Origin of the sequence: Pseudomonas graminis (genome assembly GCF_004364335.1) — a bacterium.
In the GTDB taxonomy this organism is placed as follows: Bacteria; Pseudomonadota; Gammaproteobacteria; order Pseudomonadales; family Pseudomonadaceae; genus Aquipseudomonas; species Aquipseudomonas graminis_D.
In genome coordinates this window covers 447391-467631 of record NZ_SOCR01000002.1, presented here as the reverse complement: position 1 = coordinate 467631, position 20241 = coordinate 447391, and the positions used below count along the sequence as shown (strand labels likewise).

The 20241-nt window shown below is 60.3% G+C and carries 14 protein-coding genes and 1 pseudogene; 10 read left to right on the top strand and 5 right to left on the bottom strand.

The genetic code is table 11. The annotated features are described in order from the left end of the window. Window positions 1-129 precede the first annotated feature (129 nt). The 6 genes from EC919_RS04535 to brnQ all read left to right on the top strand — a co-directional run bounded on the left by EC919_RS04535 (window position 130) and on the right by brnQ (window position 9915). Complete coding sequence (locus EC919_RS04535; protein ID WP_065986295.1) at window positions 130-2961, top strand: 2-oxoglutarate dehydrogenase E1 component; 2832 nt, start codon at window positions 130-132, stop codon at window positions 2959-2961. 42 nt (window positions 2962-3003) lie between these two features. Beyond that, entirely contained in the window at window positions 3004-4248 is a 1245-nt protein-coding gene (gene odhB, locus EC919_RS04530) for a 2-oxoglutarate dehydrogenase complex dihydrolipoyllysine-residue succinyltransferase (RefSeq protein WP_133771626.1), read from the top strand. A gap of 172 nt (window positions 4249-4420) precedes the next feature. Beyond that, window positions 4421-5857, top strand: a complete 1437-nt coding sequence (gene lpdA, locus EC919_RS04525) for a dihydrolipoyl dehydrogenase (RefSeq protein WP_122538408.1) — start codon at window positions 4421-4423, stop codon at window positions 5855-5857. 199 nt (window positions 5858-6056) lie between these two features. Continuing rightward, the gene (sucC, locus tag EC919_RS04520) at window positions 6057-7223 is read left to right on the top strand and encodes an ADP-forming succinate--CoA ligase subunit beta (RefSeq protein WP_004882574.1); all 1167 of its coding nucleotides are present in this window, start codon (window positions 6057-6059) and stop codon (window positions 7221-7223) included. Next, window positions 7223-8110, top strand: coding sequence for a succinate--CoA ligase subunit alpha (sucD, locus tag EC919_RS04515; RefSeq protein WP_133771624.1), 888 nt, complete (start codon window positions 7223-7225; stop codon window positions 8108-8110). Before sucC ends, sucD begins: the two co-directional genes overlap by 1 nt. Before the next feature lie 491 nt (window positions 8111-8601). Next, window positions 8602-9915, top strand: coding sequence for a branched-chain amino acid transport system II carrier protein (gene brnQ, locus EC919_RS04510; protein WP_133771622.1), 1314 nt, complete (start codon window positions 8602-8604; stop codon window positions 9913-9915). Between the two features lie 119 nt (window positions 9916-10034). Here the strand turns inward: brnQ and EC919_RS04505 are convergent, their stop codons facing one another. Continuing rightward, window positions 10035-10286: a hypothetical protein gene (locus EC919_RS04505; protein WP_065986299.1), complete on the bottom strand. Its 252-nt coding sequence runs from the start codon at window positions 10284-10286 to the stop codon at window positions 10035-10037. 327 nt (window positions 10287-10613) lie between these two features. Between EC919_RS04505 and htpG the strand changes: the two genes are divergently transcribed. Both htpG and EC919_RS04495 read left to right on the top strand, forming a co-directional pair. Then, on the top strand, window positions 10614-12518 hold the full coding sequence (gene htpG, locus EC919_RS04500) for a molecular chaperone HtpG (RefSeq protein ID WP_133771620.1): 1905 nt from the start codon (window positions 10614-10616) through the stop codon (window positions 12516-12518). 78 nt (window positions 12519-12596) lie between these two features. Further along, window positions 12597-13322: a dienelactone hydrolase family protein gene (locus EC919_RS04495; protein ID WP_133771618.1), complete on the top strand. Its 726-nt coding sequence runs from the start codon at window positions 12597-12599 to the stop codon at window positions 13320-13322. 109 nt (window positions 13323-13431) lie between these two features. Here the strand turns inward: EC919_RS04495 and EC919_RS04490 are convergent, their stop codons facing one another. From EC919_RS04490 to EC919_RS04475, 4 genes are all read right to left on the bottom strand, one after another. After that, window positions 13432-14295 (bottom strand): pirin family protein, encoded by an 864-nt coding sequence (locus EC919_RS04490; protein ID WP_133771616.1) that lies wholly within the window; start codon window positions 14293-14295, stop codon window positions 13432-13434. 204 nt (window positions 14296-14499) lie between these two features. Continuing rightward, complete coding sequence (gene fabB / locus EC919_RS04485) at window positions 14500-15726, bottom strand: beta-ketoacyl-ACP synthase I (RefSeq protein WP_133771614.1); 1227 nt, start codon at window positions 15724-15726, stop codon at window positions 14500-14502. Between the two features lie 10 nt (window positions 15727-15736). Next, window positions 15737-16252 carry a 3-hydroxyacyl-[acyl-carrier-protein] dehydratase FabA gene (gene fabA, locus EC919_RS04480; RefSeq protein WP_133771612.1) on the bottom strand — a complete coding sequence of 172 codons (516 nt, stop codon included), beginning with the start codon at window positions 16250-16252 and terminating at the stop codon, window positions 15737-15739. A gap of 210 nt (window positions 16253-16462) precedes the next feature. Further along, entirely contained in the window at window positions 16463-18400 is a 1938-nt protein-coding gene (locus tag EC919_RS04475; protein ID WP_133771610.1) for a response regulator, read from the bottom strand. 313 nt (window positions 18401-18713) lie between these two features. Here EC919_RS04475 and EC919_RS04470 point away from each other — a divergent pair, with 313 nt between their 5' ends. Further along, the gene (locus EC919_RS04470) at window positions 18714-19739 is read left to right on the top strand and encodes an NAD(P)H-dependent glycerol-3-phosphate dehydrogenase (RefSeq protein WP_133771608.1); all 1026 of its coding nucleotides are present in this window, start codon (window positions 18714-18716) and stop codon (window positions 19737-19739) included. Window positions 19740-19758: 19 nt separating this feature from the next. Beyond that, window positions 19759-20079, top strand: a pseudogene (locus EC919_RS27335) (DUF4389 domain-containing protein); the annotation flags it as partial. Window positions 20080-20241: the final 162 nt, after the last annotated feature.

Below are 20241 nucleotides of genomic sequence, written 5' to 3'. Positions count from 1 at the left end.
CAGGGGCATCCGGGCTGGTACCCGGACTATCTGCGTGATCCCTAGTGACTTGAAGTCGCTGCACATGGACTTTTCAAGTTTGCGCTGGCATCGACGCCGATGGTGTCCCCTAATCGAGGGTGACCAAGCATGCAAGAAAGCGTGATGCAGCGCATGTGGAACAGCGCCCACCTTTCCGGTGGTAACGCTGCCTATGTGGAAGAGCTCTACGAGCTCTACCTGCACGACCCTAACGCTGTGCCAGAAGAGTGGCGCACCTATTTTCAGACGTTGCCGGCTGACGGCAGCACTGCCACCGATGTATCGCACTCTACGGTTCGCGATCATTTTGTGTTGCTGGGGAAAAACCAGCGCCGCGCCCAACCGGTCTCTGCCGGCAGCGTGAGCAGCGAGCATGAAAAGAAGCAAGTTGAAGTGCTGCGACTTATCCAGGCATTCCGTATGCGCGGCCATCAGGGTGCGCAACTCGATCCTCTGGGTCTGTGGAAGCGTACTGCGCCAGCTGACCTGTCGATCAACCATTACGGTTTGACCAACGCTGACCTCGATACCACATTCCGTGCCGGCGACCTGTTCATCGGCAAGGAAGAAGCGAGCCTACGCGAAATCGTCGAAGCGTTGCAGCAGACATATTGCCGCACCATCGGCGCCGAGTTCACGCACATCGTCGATTCCAACCAGCGCAACTGGTTCATGCAGCGCCTCGAAAGCGTGCGTGGACGTCCTGCCTATTCCGCCGACATCAAGAGCCACCTGCTCGAGCGTGTGACAGCGGGCGAGGGGCTGGAAAAGTACCTGGGCACCAAATACCCGGGCACCAAGCGTTTCGGTCTGGAAGGCGGCGAAAGCCTGATTCCGATGCTCGACGAGCTGATTCAGCGCTCCGGTTCCTACGGCACCAAGGAAGTTGTCATCGGCATGGCCCACCGTGGCCGTCTCAACGTGCTGGTCAACACCTTCGGCAAGAACCCGCGCGACCTGTTCGACGAGTTCGAAGGCAAGAAGAAGGTCGAGCTGGGTTCCGGTGACGTCAAGTATCACCAGGGGTTCTCGTCCAACGTGATGACCACCGGCGGCGAAGTCCACCTGGCGATGGCGTTCAACCCGTCCCACCTGGAAATCGTTTCCCCTGTGGTCGAAGGTTCGGTGCGTGCCCGTCAGGACCGTCGTAACGACGCCACTGGCGAGAAAGTGCTGCCGATCTCGATTCACGGTGATGCTGCGTTCGCCGGTCAGGGTGTGGTGCTGGAAACCTTCCAGATGTCGCAGACCCGCGGCTTCAAGACGGGCGGCACGATTCACATCGTGATCAACAACCAGGTCGGCTTCACCATCAGCAAGCAGGAAGACTCGCGCTCCACCGAGTACGCGACCGACGTTGCCAAGATGATTCAGGCGCCGATCCTCCATGTGAATGGCGATGATCCGGAGGCCGTGTTGTTCGTGACCCAGCTGGCCATCGACTACCGCATGCAGTTCAAGCGTGACGTGGTCATCGATCTGGTCTGCTACCGTCGTCGCGGCCACAACGAAGCCGATGAGCCAAGTGGCACCCAGCCGCTGATGTACCAGCAGATCGCCAAGCAGCGCACCACCCGTGAGCTGTATGCCGATGCGCTGGCCACCGCCGGCATCCTCAACGCCGAAGCCGCTCAGGCCAAGGTAGACGAGTACCGCAACGCGCTGGACAACGGCATGCACGTTGTCAAAAGCCTGGTCAAGGAGCCGAACAAGGAATTGTTCGTCGATTGGCGTCCGTACCTGGGTCACGCGTGGACCGCACGTCATGACACCAGTTTCGATCTCAAGACCCTGCAGGAACTGTCAGCCAAGCTGATGGAAGTGCCGGAAGGTTTTGTGGTTCAGCGTCAGGTCCAGAAAATCTACGAAGACCGCCAGAAGATGCAAGTCGGTGGCCTTCCGATCAACTGGGGTTACGCCGAAACCATGGCCTACGCCACGCTGGCGTTTGAAGGCCATCAGGTGCGCATCACTGGCCAGGACGTCGGCCGCGGTACGTTCTCGCACCGTCACGCCGTGCTGCACAACCAGAAAGACGGCGCGACTTATGTGCCTCTGCAGAACCTGTACGCCGGTCAGCCTCGTTTTGACCTGTACGACTCGTTCCTGTCGGAAGAAGCCGTGCTGGCGTTTGAATACGGTTACTCGACCACTCAGCCCAATGCGCTGGTGATCTGGGAAGCCCAGTTCGGTGACTTTGCCAACGGTGCACAGGTCGTGATCGACCAGTTCATCACCAGTGGCGAGCACAAGTGGGGCCGTCTGTGTGGTCTGACCATGTTGTTGCCCCATGGCTACGAAGGGCAGGGCCCGGAGCACTCATCGGCACGTCTTGAGCGTTACCTGCAATTGTGCGCCGAGCACAACATCCAGGTCTGCGTACCGACCACTCCGGCTCAGATCTACCATCTGCTGCGCCGTCAGGTAATCCGTCCGCTGCGCAAGCCGTTGATCGTGTTGACGCCAAAGTCGTTGCTGCGCCACAAGCTGGCCGTGTCGACCCTGGAAGATCTGGCCCATGGCTCGTTCCAGACGGTCATTCCGGAAATCGACACCCTCGACGCCGCGAAAGTCACGCGTCTGGTGCTGTGCAGCGGCAAGGTCTACTACGACCTGCTGGAAAAACGCCGTGCCGAAGGCCGCGAAGACATCGCCATCGTGCGTCTCGAGCAGCTCTATCCGTTCCCGGAAGACGACCTGATGGACGCGATTGCGTCGTACACCAACCTGACCAACGTGGTCTGGTGTCAGGAAGAACCGATGAACCAGGGCGCCTGGTACAGCAGTCAGCACCACCTGCGCCGCAGCATCGGCAACCACAACCGCAACCTCGTTCTCGAGTACGCCGGCCGTGATGCTTCCGCTGCACCCGCTTGTGGATACGCTTCGATGCACGCTGAACAGCAGGAAAAACTGCTGAAAGACGCGTTCTCCGTTTAACGCCTTCGCGCACTAGAAACCGAATTAAAGGAATTACAGATAATGGCTATTGAGATCAAAGCCCCCTCTTTCCCGGAATCCGTTGCCGACGGCACCGTTGCCACATGGCACAAAAAACCGGGCGACGCCGTCAAGCGTGATGACCTGATCGTTGATATCGAAACCGACAAGGTCGTGCTGGAAGTATTGGCCGAAGCTGACGGCGTACTGGGCGCAATCGTTGCCGAAGAGGGCGCCACTGTCCTGTCGAACCAGCTGCTGGGCTCGATCGAAGAGGGCAGCGCTGCTGCCGCTCCTGCTGCCGCTGCATCGGCTCCAGCGCCGGCTGCCGCTGCTGCACCTGCCCAGGCTGCCGCTGCACCTGCCGCTGCTTCTGGTGACGAAGACGCCATTGGCGCTCCCGCTGCCCGCAAGCTGGCCGAAGAAAACGGCATCAACCTGTCCAGCGTCAAAGGCACTGGCAAAGACGGCCGTGTGACCAAGGAAGATGTTGTTGCTGCCATCGAAGCGAAGAAGTCCGCTCCGGCCGCTGCACCTGCCGCCAAGCCTGCTGCCGCCGCTGCTCCTGTGGCTGCCGTTGGCGACCGCACCGAGAAGCGCGTGCCGATGACCCGTCTGCGCGCCAAGGTTGCCGAGCGTCTGGTCGAAGCTCAGTCGAACATGGCGATGCTGACCACCTTCAACGAAGTCGACATGACCGAAGTCATGGCGCTGCGCTCGAAGTACAAGGACCTGTTCGAGAAGTCCCACAACGGCGTACGCCTGGGCTTCATGTCGTTCTTCGTCAAGGCAGCGACCGAAGCGCTGAAACGCTACCCGGCCGTCAACGCCTCGATCGACGGCACCGACATCGTCTACCACGGTTATGCCGACGTCGGCGTTGCCGTGTCGAGTGATCGCGGCCTGGTGGTTCCGGTGCTGCGCAACGCCGAGCAGATGAGCCTGGCTGAAATCGAAGGCGGCATCGCCACCTTCGGCAAGAAAGCCCGTGACGGTAAGCTCTCCATCGACGAGATGACTGGCGGTACCTTCACCATCACCAACGGTGGTACTTTCGGTTCGATGATGTCGACCCCGATCGTCAACCCGCCGCAAGCGGCCATCCTGGGCATGCACAATATTCTGCAGCGTCCTATGGCGATCAACGGTCAGGTCGTCATCCGTCCGATGATGTATCTGGCGCTGTCCTACGATCACCGCCTGATCGACGGCAAAGAAGCCGTAACGTTCCTGGTGACCATCAAGAACCTGCTGGAAGACCCGGCGCGTCTGTTGCTGGACATCTGATTCAAGGACTGCTGCAAGCCGCAAGCGTCACGCTGCAAGTTACAGCAGCCTGGCGCCGACGCTTGGGTCGTCGCAACAACCTAATGAACAGGCTGCAACTCGTCTGTAAAGCATCACGGATCAGCTTGCAGCTTGTGGCTTAAAGCTCGCAGCTAAAGAGGAACTCTTTTCTATGTCCCAGAAATTCGACGTGGTAGTGATTGGCGCTGGCCCTGGCGGCTACGTGGCCGCTATCAAGGCCGCGCAACTCGGTCTCACGACTGCCTGCATCGAGAAGTATCAGGATAAAGAGGGCAAGCTGGCCCTCGGCGGTACCTGCCTGAACGTGGGCTGCATCCCGTCCAAGGCGCTGCTGGACAGCTCCTGGAAATTCTACGAAGCCAAGAACCAGTTCGGTGTTCACGGTATCTCGCTCAGCGACCTGAAAATGGACATCGCTGCCATGATCGGCCGCAAGGCGCAGATCGTCAAAGGCCTGACCGGCGGCGTTGCCAGCCTGTTCAAAGCCAACGGCGTCACTTCCCTGCAAGGCCACGGCAAACTGCTGGCCGGCAAGAAAGTCGAGCTGACCAAGCCAGACGGCACCACCGAAGTCATCGAAGCCGAGAACATCATTCTGGCCTCCGGTTCGCGTCCGATCGACATCCCGCCGGCTCCGGTCAATCAGGTCACCATCGTAGATTCGACAGGCGCCCTGGAATTCCCGGCAGTGCCTGAGCGCCTGTGCGTCATCGGCGCCGGTGTCATCGGTCTGGAACTGGGTTCGGTCTGGGCTCGCCTGGGCGCCAAAGTGACGGTGCTCGAGGCGCTGGAGAAATTCCTGCCGGCCGCTGACGAAGCCGTCGCCAAGGAAGCGCAGAAGACCTTCACCAAGCAGGGTCTGGACATCAAGCTGGGCGCACGCGTCACCGGTTCCAAGGTCAATGGCGACGAAGTCGTCGTGACCTACACCGATAAGGACGGCGAGCAGAACATCACCTTCGACCGCGTGATCGTGGCCGTGGGCCGTCGTCCGGTGACCACCGAGCTGCTGGCTGCCGACAGCGGCGTCGACATCGACGAGCGCGGTTTCATCTTCGTCAACGAGCAGTGCGAGACCAGCGTTCCTGGCGTGTACGCGATCGGTGACGTGGTTCGTGGTCTGATGCTGGCGCACAAGGCATCCGAAGAAGGCATCATGGTTGTCGAGCGCATCAAGGGTCACAAGACCCAGATGAATTACGACCTGATCCCGTCGGTTATCTACACCCACCCGGAAATCGCCTGGGTCGGCAAAACCGAGCAGACGCTCAAGGCCGAGGGCGTGGAAGTCAACGTCGGTCAGTTCCCGTTCGCGGCCAGTGGCCGTGCAATGGCAGCCAATGACACCGGTGGTTTCGTCAAGGTCATCGCCGATGCCAAGACTGACCGTGTACTGGGTGTACACGTCATTGGTCCTGGCGCTGCAGAGCTGGTACAGCAGGGCGCGATCGGTATGGAGTTCGGCACCAGTGCCGAAGACATCGGCATGATGGTCTTCTCCCACCCGACGCTGTCCGAAGCGCTGCACGAAGCGGCACTGGCTGTGAATGGCGGCGCCATCCACATTCAGAACAAGAAAAAACGCTAAAGATAACCACGACGGTCCGCCCGTCGTAGGCCCTGCTCGCAGGGCTTACCGCGGAAGGTCCGTTGGACTCGAACTCCCGGCAGCGCAGGACAGGCTTCATGCCTGATTTGCGTTCTCCGGGAGAAGCGGTCACAGGTGGTGCGGCACGCTTTGACGAGCAGCACCGAATGCGCAGTACCTAACGAAGACGGTAATAAGCATGAATCTTCACGAGTATCAGGGTAAGCAGCTGTTTGCTGAATACGGCCTGCCAGTATCCAAGGGCTATGCAGTAGACACCCCGGAAGCAGCAGCAGAAGCCTGCGACAAGATCGGCGGAACCGAGTGGGTCGTCAAAGCCCAGGTTCACGCAGGCGGTCGCGGTAAAGCGGGCGGCGTCAAGCTGGTTCGCAGCAAGGAAGACGCCGCTGCGTTCGCTCAACAGTGGCTGGGCAAGCGTCTGGTCACTTACCAGACTGATGCCAACGGTCAGCCGGTCACCAAGATCCTGGTTGAATCGTGCACTGACATCGCCAAAGAGCTGTACCTGGGCGCTGTAGTCGATCGTTCGAGCCGTCGTATCGTGTTCATGGCCTCCACCGAAGGTGGCGTGGACATCGAGAAAATCGCTCACGACACGCCTGAGAAGATTCTCAAAGCCACCATCGATCCACTGGTTGGCGCTCAGCCATTCCAGGGTCGCGATCTGGCATTCCAGCTGGGTCTGGAAGGCAAGCAGGTCACTCAGTTCGCCAAGATCTTCACCGGTCTGGCCAAGCTGTTCCAGGACCACGACCTGGCCCTGCTGGAAGTGAACCCGCTGGTGATCAAGGCTGACGGCGATCTGCACTGCCTCGACGCCAAGATCAACATCGACGCCAACGCCATGTACCGTCAGCCCAAGCTGAAGGCTTTCCACGACCCATCGCAAGATGACCCACGTGAAGCCCACGCTGCCAAGTTCGAACTGAACTACGTGGCACTGGAAGGCAACATCGGCTGCATGGTCAACGGTGCCGGTCTGGCCATGGGCACCATGGACATCGTCAACCTGCACGGCGGCAAGCCAGCGAACTTCCTCGACGTAGGCGGCGGCGCTACCAAGGAACGCGTTACCGAAGCGTTCAAGATCATCCTGTCCGACACCAATGTCGCGGCAGTGCTGGTCAACATCTTCGGCGGTATCGTTCGTTGCGACATGATTGCCGAAGGCATCATTGGCGCCGTGAAAGAAGTCGGCGTGAAAATCCCGGTGGTTGTTCGCCTTGAAGGCAACAACGCTGAGCTGGGCGCTAAAGTACTGGCAGAAAGCGGCTTGAACATCATCGCAGCTACCAGCCTGACCGACGCTGCTCAACAAGTCGTCAAAGCTGCGGAGGGCAAATAATGAGCGTCCTGATCAATAAAGACACCAAGGTTATCTGCCAGGGCTTCACCGGCTCCCAGGGTACCTTCCACTCCGAGCAAGCCATTGCCTACGGCACCAAAATGGTTGGCGGCGTGACCCCAGGCAAGGGCGGCACCACGCACCTGAACCTGCCAGTGTTCAACACTGTGTCCGAAGCAGTGGAAAAAACCGGCGCAACCGCATCGGTCATCTACGTTCCGGCTCCGTTCTGCAAGGATTCCATCCTTGAAGCAGCGTTCGGCGGCATCAAGCTGATCGTCTGCATCACCGAAGGCATCCCGACCATCGACATGCTCGAAGCCAAGGTCAAGTGTGACGAACTGGGTGTGGTCCTGATCGGCCCTAACTGCCCAGGCGTCATCACGCCGGGCGAGTGCAAGATTGGCATCATGCCAGGTCACATTCACTTGCCAGGCAAAGTCGGTATCGTGTCGCGTTCCGGCACCCTGACTTACGAAGCTGTGAAGCAGACCACTGACGCAGGTTTCGGTCAGTCGACTTGCGTCGGCATCGGTGGTGACCCGATTCCGGGTTCGAACTTCATCGATATCCTCAAGCTGTTCCAGGATGACCCGAAGACCGAAGCGATCGTCATGATCGGCGAGATCGGCGGTTCGGCTGAAGAAGAAGCGGCTGCCTACATCAAGGCACACGTGACCAAGCCAGTCGTTTCCTACATCGCTGGTGTGACTGCTCCTCCGGGCAAGCGCATGGGCCATGCGGGCGCGATCATCTCTGGCGGCAAAGGCACTGCAGACGAGAAATTCGCTGCACTGCAAGACGCAGGCGTCAAAACCGTGCGTTCGCTGGCAGACATCGGCAAAGCCCTGGCTGAGCTGACCGGTTGGGAAGTGAAGAAGGCTTAATCGCCCTCGTCTTACTGCCTGATCAACAAAAGCCACCTTCGGGTGGCTTTTGCGTTTCTGGCGTCTCGGTTTGCCAGTGGGCAGGCGATTTCAGTGTCCGCTCTAAGGCCACCCGCGCTAACAAATCGTAGGAGCCGGCTTGCTGGCGAACGCGGAGGGTCAGCATCACACCCGTAAGATGATCCAGCGCAGTTCGCGGGAAAGCGCGCTCCTGCAATGGATCGTGCAGGGGCCTGACCCGCTGGTCTGAGCGGATGCCTATGGCCCTAATCCTGTAAGACATTTCTGATATGCGACACGAACGTGCGTTCAGCGGTCGCACCGCCCTGTATCGGTGCGCCAAATAGGGTAGGCTACCCGCCGTTTTGTGCAGTCGGCTCCCACAAGGAGTGGCGGCGCGCTCAGGGTCTGTCTTAAAAGGGCGGGCAGCATTTCCCCCACCCTCAGGGAAATCCTCTTCTCAATTCCGATTCAGCAGTGTGGTTTCCTTAATGAAAGTGTTGAAAGGCCAGGACATTCTGGCACTGGGTTTCATGACATTTGCGCTGTTCGTCGGCGCCGGCAATATCATCTTCCCCCCGATCGTAGGCCTTCAGGCCGGCCCCAACGTATGGATGGCCGCTCTGGGCTTTCTGGTCACGGCAGTCGGCCTTCCGGTGGTGACCGTCATCGCGCTTGCCAAGGTCGGCGGCGCGATGGACGCGTTGAGCAGTCCGATCGGCAAGGTCGCCGGGACTGTTCTGGCCGCCGTCTGCTACCTGTCCGTGGGCCCGCTGTTCGCCACGCCGCGCACTGCGACGGTGTCGTTTGAAGTCGGCCTGGCCCCGCTGACCGGTGAAAGCCCGCTCGCGCTGTTCCTCTACAGCCTGGTCTATTTCGTGCTGGTGTTCTGGATCTCTCTTTATCCGGGCCGATTGCTCGACACCGTGGGCCGTTTCCTCGCGCCGCTGAAGATCATCGCTCTGGCCATCCTCGGCATCGCCGCGTTTGTCCTGCCGGCAGGGGAGGTCGGCATCGCCGAACCTGCCTATGTCGCGGCGCCGTTTTCCCAGGGATTCATCAACGGCTACCTGACCATGGACACCCTGGGCGCGCTGGTTTTCGGCATCGTCATCGTCAACGCGATTCGCTCGCGCGGTGTCGAGTCACCTCGGTTAATCACTCGCTACGCCATCATTGCCGGCCTGATCGCCGGTGTCGGTCTGGCGCTGGTCTACATCAGCCTGTTCCGTCTGGGCTCGGACAGCCATGCCGTTGCCGCCGGTGCAACCAATGGCGCCGCCGTGTTGCACGCGTACGTCCAGCATACCTTCGGCACCCTGGGCAGCAGCTTCCTCGCCGTGCTGATCTCGCTGGCCTGTCTGGTGACCGCGGTTGGCCTGACCTGCGCCTGCGCCGAGTATTTCAGCCGCGTGCTGCCGCTCTCCTACAAGACGCTGGTGATCCTACTGGCGGCGTTTTCGCTGTTGGTCTCCAACCTGGGCCTGACCAAGCTGATCCAGTTCTCTATTCCGGTGCTGACCGCAATCTATCCGCCGTGTATTGCGCTGGTGGCGTTGAGCTTCTGCAAAGATTTCTGGCATGAGCAGGGGCGGGTCGTCGCGCCGGTCATGCTGGTGGCGTTCCTGATCGGTGCAGTCGATGCGGTCAAGGGTTCTGCGCTGGGTGTGTACCTGCCGGATGCGCTGGCTCATCTGCCGCTGAGCGAGCAAGGCCTGGCCTGGCTGATCCCGTCCCTGATCACGCTGTTCGCCGCGTTCGTGGTGGATCGCGTGCTGGGCAAGCGCGGCGAAGCGCTGGCCTGAGGAGGCAGGTCGGCGCGCTGTGAAAGCAATGCGCCGATCATTCTGAAGCAGAGTTGATTATTTGATACACAAAGCAAAGCCCGCTAAATGCGGGCTTTGTTTTTTGAAACTCTGGAAACTTACTGCTTAGTTGCAGGTGCTGCCTGGTTCGCTTCTTTCGCGCGCTCTTGAGCGGCTTCAGCGTTCTTTTGAGCGGCTTCCTGACTTTCTTTGGCAGCGTCGTTCACTTTGTCTTGCGCTTTTTGCATCGATTCTTGCGACTGCTCGGCAGCCTTGTTTGCATCTTGCTGTTTATCTTCGGATTTTTTGTCACAGGCGGCGAGGCCCAGAGTGGCAGAAAGCATGAGGGCAATAGCTAAAGATTTACGCATGGGTGTTTCTCCTTATTGGTCATCAACGTGCCTTCGAGCCTTTGGTTATAAGGTTAGTTCCATGTACCGGCGGGATAAATACATAAGCGTCTCAGTGGCGTAACAACTCAGCCGAGCAGAGGTGATCACTCGCTTATGTGCCGTCGTCAGGAAACATATCTGCGGCCTGAAGATTTTCCGAGGAGGAAGATTCTTCACCGACAGCAAGCCCGTCCCTTGAAATTGCCTCTCCAGCCCCCACCTTGATGACAACCCGTTGCTCGGAGCCGCCCTCGGCGTTTCGAGCAGCTACCCCTATTTGTGTGGACTGATTGGAGTTTGATGACCATGAGTGTGGAAACTCAAAAGGAAACCCTGGGCTTCCAGACCGAGGTGAAGCAGCTGCTGCACCTCATGATCCATTCGCTGTACTCGAACAAGGAAATCTTCCTTCGCGAGCTGATCTCCAACGCGTCTGACGCGGTGGACAAGCTGCGCTTCGAGGCGCTGTCCAAGCCTGAGCTGCTGGAAGGCGGCGCCGAGCTGAAGATCCGTGTCAGCTACGACAAGGACGCCAAGACCGTCACCCTGGAAGACAACGGCATCGGCATGAGCCGCGAAGATGTCATCACTCATCTGGGCACCATCGCCAAGTCCGGCACCGCCGACTTCATGAAGAACCTGTCCGGTGATCAGAAGAAAGATTCCCACCTGATCGGTCAGTTCGGTGTCGGTTTCTATTCCGCGTTCATCGTGGCCGACCAGGTCGAAGTGTTCACCCGTCGCGCCGGCCTGCCCGCCAGCGAAGGTGTGCACTGGTCCTCGAAAGGCGAGGGCGAGTTCGAAGTCGCTACCCTCGAGAAAGCCGATCGCGGTACACGCATCGTGCTGCACCTCAAGAGTGCCGAAGATGAGTTCGCTGACGGCTATCGTCTGCGCAACATCATCAAGAAGTACTCCGACCACATCGCCCTGCCGATCCAGTTGCCGAAAGAGCAGGCGCCCGTCGAAGGCGACGCCGAGCCTGTCGAAGAGTGGGAAACCGTCAACCGCGCCAGCGCGCTGTGGACCCGTCCTCGTACCGAGGTCAAGGACGAGGAGTACCAGGAGTTCTACAAGCACATCGCCCATGATTTCGAGAACCCGCTGAGCTGGAGCCACAACAAGGTCGAAGGCAAGCTGGAATACAGCTCACTGCTGTACGTGCCGGCCCGCGCGCCGTTCGACCTGTACCAGCGCGAAGCACCGCGCGGCCTGAAGCTGTACGTGCAGCGTGTGTTCGTCATGGACCAGGCCGAATCGTTCCTGCCGCTGTACCTGCGCTTCATCAAGGGCGTGGTCGACTCCAACGACCTGTCGCTGAACGTGTCCCGTGAAATCCTGCAGAAAGACCCGATCATCGATTCGATGAAGTCCGCGCTGACCAAGCGCGTGCTGGACATGCTGGAGAAGCTGGCGAAAAACCAGCCGGAAGAATACAAAGGCTTCTGGAAAAACTTTGGTCAGGTGCTGAAAGAAGGCCCGGCCGAAGACTTCGCCAATAAAGAGAAGATCGCCGGCCTGCTGCGCTTCGCGTCGACCTCCGACGACAGCGGCGAGCAGAGCGTTTCGTTGGCCGACTACCTGTCGCGCGCCAAGGAAGGTCAGGACAAGATCTATTTCCTCACTGGCGAAAGCTACGCGCAGGTCAAGAACAGCCCGCACCTTGAAGTCTTCCGCAAGAAAGGCATTGAAGTGCTGTTGATGACCGACCGTATCGACGAGTGGCTGATGAGCTACCTGAGCGACTTCAACGGCAAGGGTTTCGTCGACGTGGCACGCGGTGACCTGGACCTGGGCAAGCTTGATTCCGAAGAGGACAAGAAAGCCCAGGAAGAAGTCGCCAAGGACAAGGAAGGCCTGATCGAGCGCCTGAAAACCGCGCTGGGTGATGCCGTCAGTGAAGTGCGGGTTTCCCACCGCCTGACCGATTCGCCGGCGATTCTGGCAATTGGCGAGCAGGACTTGGGTCTGCAGATGCGTCAGATCCTGGAAGCGAGCGGTCAGAAGGTGCCGGACTCCAAGCCGATCTTCGAATTCAACCCGTCGCACCCGCTGATCGGCAAACTGGACAACGAGCAGAATGAAGACCGCTTCGGCGATCTGTCCCACATCCTGTTCGACCAGGCTGCGCTGGCGGCCGGCGACAGCTTGAAAGATCCGGCTGCCTACGTGCGCCGTTTGAACAAGTTGTTGGTTGAGCTCTCGGTTTAACATCCGCGTCACGGCAGAACCCGCTCCGGCGGGTTTTGTCATTTAACTCCCCTCCATCCTTATCAGCAGGAGTTCGCTATGAGCAATGTGAGCGTGCAGTCCGTCGTGTATGAAATCGACGGCGTGAGCTACGAAAGTCGTCTGGCCTTCAGCGAAGGTGCTCAGGCCGCACCGGGTCTGGTGATGGCGCCTAACTGGATGGGTGTCAGCGAAGACGCCGAGCAGATTGCCAAGGATGTGGCAGCGAAAGGCTACGTGGTGTTGCTGGCGGATCTGTATGGCCAGCAGGTGCGCCCGACCAATGGCGATGAAGCGGCGGCTGCCATGATGCCGTTGAAGAATGATCGTGTGCTGTTGAACACCCGCATGAAGGCCGCACTGGATCAGTTGACTGCGCAGACCATTGCCGCCGTTGATACGTCCCGACTGGCGGCGTTCGGCTTCTGCTTCGGCGGTTGCTGCGCACTGGAACTGGCGCGCACCGGTGCGCCGTTGAAGGCTGCGGTGTCCTTTCACGGCACCCTCGATACGCCGAACCCGGCCGACGCCAAGAACATCAAGGGCAAAGTGCTGGTGATGCACGGCGCGTCCGACCCTCTGGTGCCGAAAGAGCAACTGCCGGCGTTTGAGGCCGAGATGAACGCCGCCAATGTCGACTGGCAACTGCTGAGCTACGGTGGGGCGTTCCATTCCTTCACCGACCCGCACGCCAACAACCCTGGCGTGCAGATGTACAACCCGACCGTTTCAAAGCGTGCGTTTACTTCGATGCACAACCTGCTGGACGAGGTGTTCGCGGGCTGATCAGGTGAAGCGGGTGACTGCTGACTCGCCTGGATTTCCACTGTCAGCAGTTGCCTCGCCTGAACGGTTCGCCAGCAAGCCGGCGCCCGCCGGGTGTGCGACCGTGCGGCTATCTTCGCGGCACTGGCAATTCGATCCGCTGCACTTCCCCCGGCACGGTCGGCCAGTCCCCGGCCGCCCATCTCGCCCTGGCCTGTTCAATCAGCGCCGGGTCGCTGGCCACGAAATTCCAGTTCATCTTTCTCGGTCCATCCAGGGGCGCACCGCCAATCAGCACGGCGTGGCATTCGCTTTCCGCACAAAGCATCGGCTCGGTGTCTGCATCCAGCACCACCAGACTGCGCGGCTGCACCGGATCCCCATCCAGTAGCAGGTCGCCTTCGATGACGTACAGCGCGCGCTGTTCGTGCTCGGCCGGGATTCGCAAGGTCGTCGCGGTTTGCAGGTGCAGCTCGGCGTAAAGCGTAGGCGACAGCACCGGCACCGGCGACTTCAGGCAAAAGCCTTCGCCCGCAATCAGGCGGATACGAATGCCCATGGCGTCGCTGACCGGCAGTGTGGCGACGGGGTGATGGCTGTAATGACCTTCGCCTTGCTCATGGGATTTGGGCGACGCCAGCCAGACCTGCAGGCCATGCAGGCGAGAGCCGCTGGCGCGCAAGGCTGCGGGCGTGCGTTCGATGTGAGCGATAGCGCTGCCGGCAGTCATCCAGCTGACTTCGCCCGGTCTGACGTACTGATCGCTGCCGAGGCTGTCCTTGTGTCGGATCTCGCCTTCGAAAAGGTAGGTCAGCGTCGACAGGCCAATGTGCGGGTGCTGGCGGATGTCCATGCCGGTGCCGGGGGCGTAGGTGGTTTCGAGCATGTGATCGAAAAACACGAAGGGCCCCACGCTGCGGCATTGCGCGGCGGGGAGGGGGCGCAGAATCGGTTGGCCTTCGACCTCTTCGGCGCGGGGGATGATGGTCAGCATGATGGCGCTCTCTCTGACGGTGCGATTGCAGGACCGGCTTTAGCCGGGAAGGAGCCATTGTGGGCGTCATCAATCTTGCAGCGCGATCACCGACGTGTTCTCGGCTAACGCCAGTCCTACAAAAAGCAGGCCCGACTCAATGCATTTCAAAAGCCATAAAAAAGGCGCCCCGAAGGACGCCTTTTTTGTCTGCAACTGACTCGATTACTTGCCAGTCCAGCGCTTCATCACCAGCGTGGCGTTGGTGCCGCCGAAGCCGAAGCTGTTGCTCATCACCAGATTCAGCTCGGTGTTCTCGCGGGTCTTGGTCAGGATCGGCATGTCGGCAACGGCTGGGTCCAGCTCGTCGATGTTCGCCGAACCGGCCATGAAGTTGCCTTCCATCATCAGCATGCAGTAGATCGCTTCGTGAACGCCGGCGGCGCCCAGGGAGTGACCCGACAGGCTCTTGGTGGAGCTGATCGCTGGGGCTTTGTCGCCGAACACTTCACGCACGCCTTCCATTTCCTTGACGTCGCCGACCGGCGTGGAGGTGCCGTGGGTGTTCAAGTAGTCTATGGTGCCGTCAACGGTGGACAGCGCCTGCTGCATGCAGCGGATGGCGCCTTCGCCGCTCGGAGCGACCATGTCATAACCGTCAGACGTGGCACCGTAGCCGACCAGTTCGGCGTAGATCTTCGCGCCGCGGGCCAGAGCGTGTTCCAGCTCCTCGACCACCACCATGCCGCCGCCGCCAGCGATGACGAAACCGTCACGATCAGCGTCGTAGGCACGGGAAGCCTGTTCCGGCGTGTCGTTGCGTTTGCTGGACAGTGCGCCCATGGCATCGAACAGGAACGACTGGCTCCAGTGCTCCTCTTCGCCACCGCCGGCAAAGACGATGTCTTGCTTGCCCATCTGAATCTGTTCCATGGCGGTACCGATGCAGTGAGCACTGGTGGCGCAGGCAGAGGCGATGGAGTAGTTCAGGCCCTTGATCTTGAATGGCGTCGCCAGACACGCCGACACCGTGCTGCTCATGGTGCGGGTGACGTAATACGGCAGAACCTTTTTGATGCCTTTCTCGCGCAGGATGTCCAGCGCTTCCATCTGGTTCAGGGTCGAAGCACCGCCAGAGCCGGCAATCAGACCGGTACGCGGGTTGGATACCATCTCTTCAGTCAGGCCGGAGTCTTCCACGGCACTCTTCATGGCCACGTAGGCATAAGCCGCCGCCTGGCCGACGAAGCGCAGGGTCTTGCGGTCGACCAGTTCCTTGAGCGGCAGGTTTGGATCGATAGAGCCCGAGACCTGGCTGCGCAGACCCATTTCGGCGTATTCCGGATTGAAACGGATGCCAGGGCGACTTGCACGCAAGTTGGCGGAGACGGTGTCTTTGTCATTGCCCAAGCAGGAAACAATGCCCAGACCAGTGATAACGACGCGGCGCATGCGAATACCCTTAGAAATTTTCAGTGGAAGTGAAGACGCCGACACGCAGGCCTTCAGCGGTATAGATTTCACGGCCGTCCACGCTGACCGAACCGTCGGCGATCGCCAGGTTCAGCTTGCCCTTGAGGACGCGCTTGATGTGAATGTTGTAGGTGACTTTCTTGGCGGTCGGGAGGACCTGACCGAAGAATTTCACTTCGCCAGAGCCCAGTGCGCGACCGCGGCCCGGCAGGCCTTGCCAGCCCAGGAAGAAGCCGACCAGTTGCCACATGGCGTCGAGGCCCAGGCAACCTGGCATCACCGGGTCACCTTCGAAGTGACAGGCGAAGAACCACAGGTCCGAGCTGATATCGAGTTCGGCGACCAATTCACCTTTGCCGAACTTGCCGCCTTCTTCACTGATGTGGGTGATGCGATCAACCATCAGCATATTGGGGGCGGGCAATTGCGCGTTACCTGGGCCGAACAGCTCGCCGCGACTGCAGCGCAGCAGATCTTCCCGGGTAAAGGCGTTTTGTTTGGTCATGCGAGCTCCTCGATAATCCTGTGCGGCAGGGTGTGGCGTTACGTACCCAGTCTGGCCAGCGGGTCATCCCTCTGCTGGCAGCCTACTCATAGACTATTGCGTTGTAGTGAAAGTCACAGCACGGGTGAAATGAATGTACACCTGTGCACTGAAATTTTTCGTCCGCGCGTTGGCGTGGGTCGAATCGGCACACAAGACTGCCGCAATTTATCATTTACCGCCAGTCGCAGATGCCTTAATGGTCAACCAGCGCTGCAAAACCTGCTGTAAATCAGTACGTTTGAACGGCTTGGCCAGGTAATCGTTCATTCCCGCTTGCAGACAAATATCCCGGTCGCCGTGCTGGGCGTTGGCGGTCAGGGCAATAATGGGCAACGTCGCCAACCCCGGCAGCAGGCGGATTCGGCGCGTCGCTTCGTAGCCGTCCATGACCGGCAGTCGGCAGTCCATCAGGATCAGCGCGAAGCTTTCGCGACTGGCCATGTTCACTGCTTCAAGCCCGTCCGCCGCCAGGCTCACCTGCAAACCCAGGCTGCGCAGCATTGCTTCGACCACCGTGCGATTTACCGGGTTGTCTTCGACCAGCAGCACACAGGCGTCGCGGCTCTGGGGCAGTTCACCCACGGCGCCGGGCGCGGGTGCGATCACCGGCTGTTGAACCCGCTGCAGCGGGATTTGCAGTTGGAAAACGGACCCAAGCCCTTCGCTGCTCTGCGCCTGCAGCGACCCGCCCATACGCTCGGCCAGATTGCGCGCAATGGGCAGGCCCAGACCGGTGCCGCCGTAGCGGCGGGAGATGGAGTTGTCCGCTTGCTGAAACGCGTCGAACATCGACTCCAGCAGGTCCGGAGAAATACCGATGCCGCTGTCGCGCACCGCGCAGGTAAACAGAACGTGCTGCGGGTGGGCGAGGGTAAAGCCTGCCTCGACGCGCACGCTGCCAAATTCGGTGAATTTCAGTGCATTGCCGATCAGGTTGACCAGAATCTGCCGGATGCGCGTCGGGTCGCCTTTTACCTGCAACGCCTGCATCGAAGGCGGCAGATCCAGTTCCAGTGCCAGACCGCGCTGCTGTGCGTTGTGGGCAAACGCCTGAACCGAGGTGCTGATCAGGTCGGCGAGGTTGAATGAAATGCTCTCCAGTTCCAGCGCATCGCGCTCGAAGCGGGAGAAATCGAGAATGTCATTGATGACGCGCAGCAGGTGCTCGGTGGACTCCATGGCCAGGGCAGCGTATTCGGCCTGCTCATCGGTCATTTTCGTGGTTTCCATCAACTGCAGCATGCCCAGTACGCCATTCATCGGCGTGCGCAACTCGTGGCTCATCATGGCCAGGAATTCTGACTTCGCGTTGTTGGCGCGTTCGGCTTCTTCACGGGTCCGAATGAGTTCATCCATCGCCTGTTTCTGCTCACGGCTGGCCTTCTCCAGGCCCAATGCCAGATTGTTGATGTGCCGCGCGAGATCACCCAGCTCGGCATCGTCGGCTACGGGCAGCGGTGCAGAATAGTCACCCTGCTGGATAGCCTTGACGGCGGCGCTCATGGCGCTGATGGGCTGGGACAGGCTCAGCGACAGCCGCCTCGCCAGCATGTAGGTAAACAGCAGGGCGAACATCGCCAGCACGCCGGCCTTCAGCAGTATTTCCTGTTCTCGCTCATTGAACGCATCACTGGACATGCCCACCAGCACCCGACCCAGATAGCCCTCGACCGGAACGCTGGGGTCGTCAGCGGAACCGGGCTCGTCGGCGTTGTCGAACAGCTGCGCGGACCTGTCCGGCTGCAGGCGGATCGGCGCCTGGAACACTTCCATCTGCCGCGAATGCCCTTGTTCCTCGGCAGGCTCGACATGAACCAGCACCTTGCCGGCACTGTTGCGCACTTCGAGAAAGCGCACATGGGGGGTGTTCATCGTGGCGTTCATGAGGTTTTCAAGCACGGCGTTGTTGCCGACGATGACGCCGTACTCCGATGCGGGCGCCAGCTGGTTGGCAATGAGTTGCCCGGTGTGATTGAGTTCCTGTCGCAGGTCCTGAATCCGCACCACGGTAAAGAAGCTGATCAGCAGCAAGGTCAGCAGCAACGCCGGACCGAGGCTGAGGATCTGCGTGCGGGTGCTGATGTTCCAGCCGCGCTGAGCCGTCACGAGGCGGTTCCGGCTGTCTGGGCCCGGAGGATCTGCCGATACTCAGGCATGGCAAAGCCTGACGGGGCAGGGGAGGTGGACGCTTGGTGTCATGTGACGGATCTCTTCGGGAGCGACCTGACGATAGCTCATCGGCGCCGTTGAGGAATTTTCATCTCGGGTGCGCATCTTAACCGAGCTGTGGGCAATTTCCTCGGCAATAGTGGGGGATCGGCTATAAGTTCGTGGGGGCACCTTTTGCCGCTGGCCGCGAGCCTGACGGCCCGTATAATGCCCGCATCGCCAGATGTGATGGCCCTGAATGGATTGTTTTATGACCCAGCAGCAACCAATAGCGGTCCTTGGCGGCGGCAGCTTCGGGACCGCAGTGGCCAATCTGTTGGCCGGCAACGGTCATCGGGTGACGCAGTGGATGCGCGATCCGGAGCAGGCCGAGTCAATTCGCGTCAATCGCGAGAACCCGCGCTACCTCAAGGGCATCAAGGTGCTCGAGGGCGTCGAGCCGGTCACTGACCTGCACGCCACTTTGCAGGACAGCCAGCTGGTCTTCGTCGCACTGCCGTCCAGTGCGCTGCGTGGCGTCCTGACGCCGCACGTTGACCTGCTCGCCGGGAAGATGCTGGTGAGCCTGACCAAGGGCATTGAGGCCGACACCTTCAAGCTCATGAGCGAGATCCTTCAGGATATCGCGCCTGCTGCGCGGATCGGCGTGCTGTCCGGGCCCAACCTGGCCCGCGAGATCGCCGAACACGCCCTCACCGCCACGGTCGTCGCCAGCGAAGATGACGACCTCTGTCAGCAGGTCCAGGCCGCACTGCATGGCCGCACCTTCCGCGTGTACGCCAGCGCCGACCGTTTTGGCGTGGAGCTGGGCGGCGCGCTGAAAAACGTTTACGCCATCATTGCCGGCATGGCGGTGGCGCTGAACATGGGCGAGAACACCAAAAGCATGCTGATCACCCGCGCGCTGGCGGAAATGACCCGTTTTGCGGTCAGTCAGGGCGCCAATCCGATGACCTTTCTGGGCCTGGCCGGGGTCGGCGATCTGATCGTCACCTGTTCCTCGCCAAAGAGCCGCAATTACCAGGTGGGTTTTGCCCTGGGGCAGGGCCTGAGCCTGGACGAAGCGGTCACCCGACTGGGTGAAGTCGCGGAGGGCGTCAACACGCTCAAGGTGCTGAAGGCCAAGGCGCAGGAATTGCAGGTTTACATGCCACTGGTGGCCGGGCTTCACGCCATTCTGTTCGAGGGCCGCACCCTGGAGCAGGTCATTGAGCTGCTGATGCGCGCCGAGCCCAAGACCGATGTCGATTTTATTTCAACCAGCGGTTTCAACTGATCCCCGCACGGAGAAGCTCTTGAACGAATCAAAACTCAAGCAACACGAATCTATCCTGCTGCGCATCCTGTGGATGGTGCTGTTTGTGCTGGTCTGGCAAGTGGCCGAGGTGGTGCTGGCGGTGGCTGTCCTGGTGCAGCTGGTTTACCGGCTGTTCAACGGCGCGCCGAGCCTCAGCGTGATGTCGTTCGGCGACAGCCTGAGCCAGTACCTGGCGCAGATCGGCCGCTTTGGCACCTTCCACACCGATCAGAAGCCATGGCCATTCGCCGACTGGCCAACGCCGCGTGCACCTGAGGGCGAGGCGCCGCACGTTGTGGCGGTCAAGCCGCAACCGGCGCCTGCTACTGCGCAGCCTGCTGCTGCCACGGCGTCACCAGCGCCCGTGACTCCGCAGCCGGTTCCCGCTGCAACGCCACCGGTTTCCGAAACGCCGCCGGTGGATTCCGACACTTCCCATGGGGCTGCCGACACATCGCCCTCTGCGCCGGTCACGCCGCCG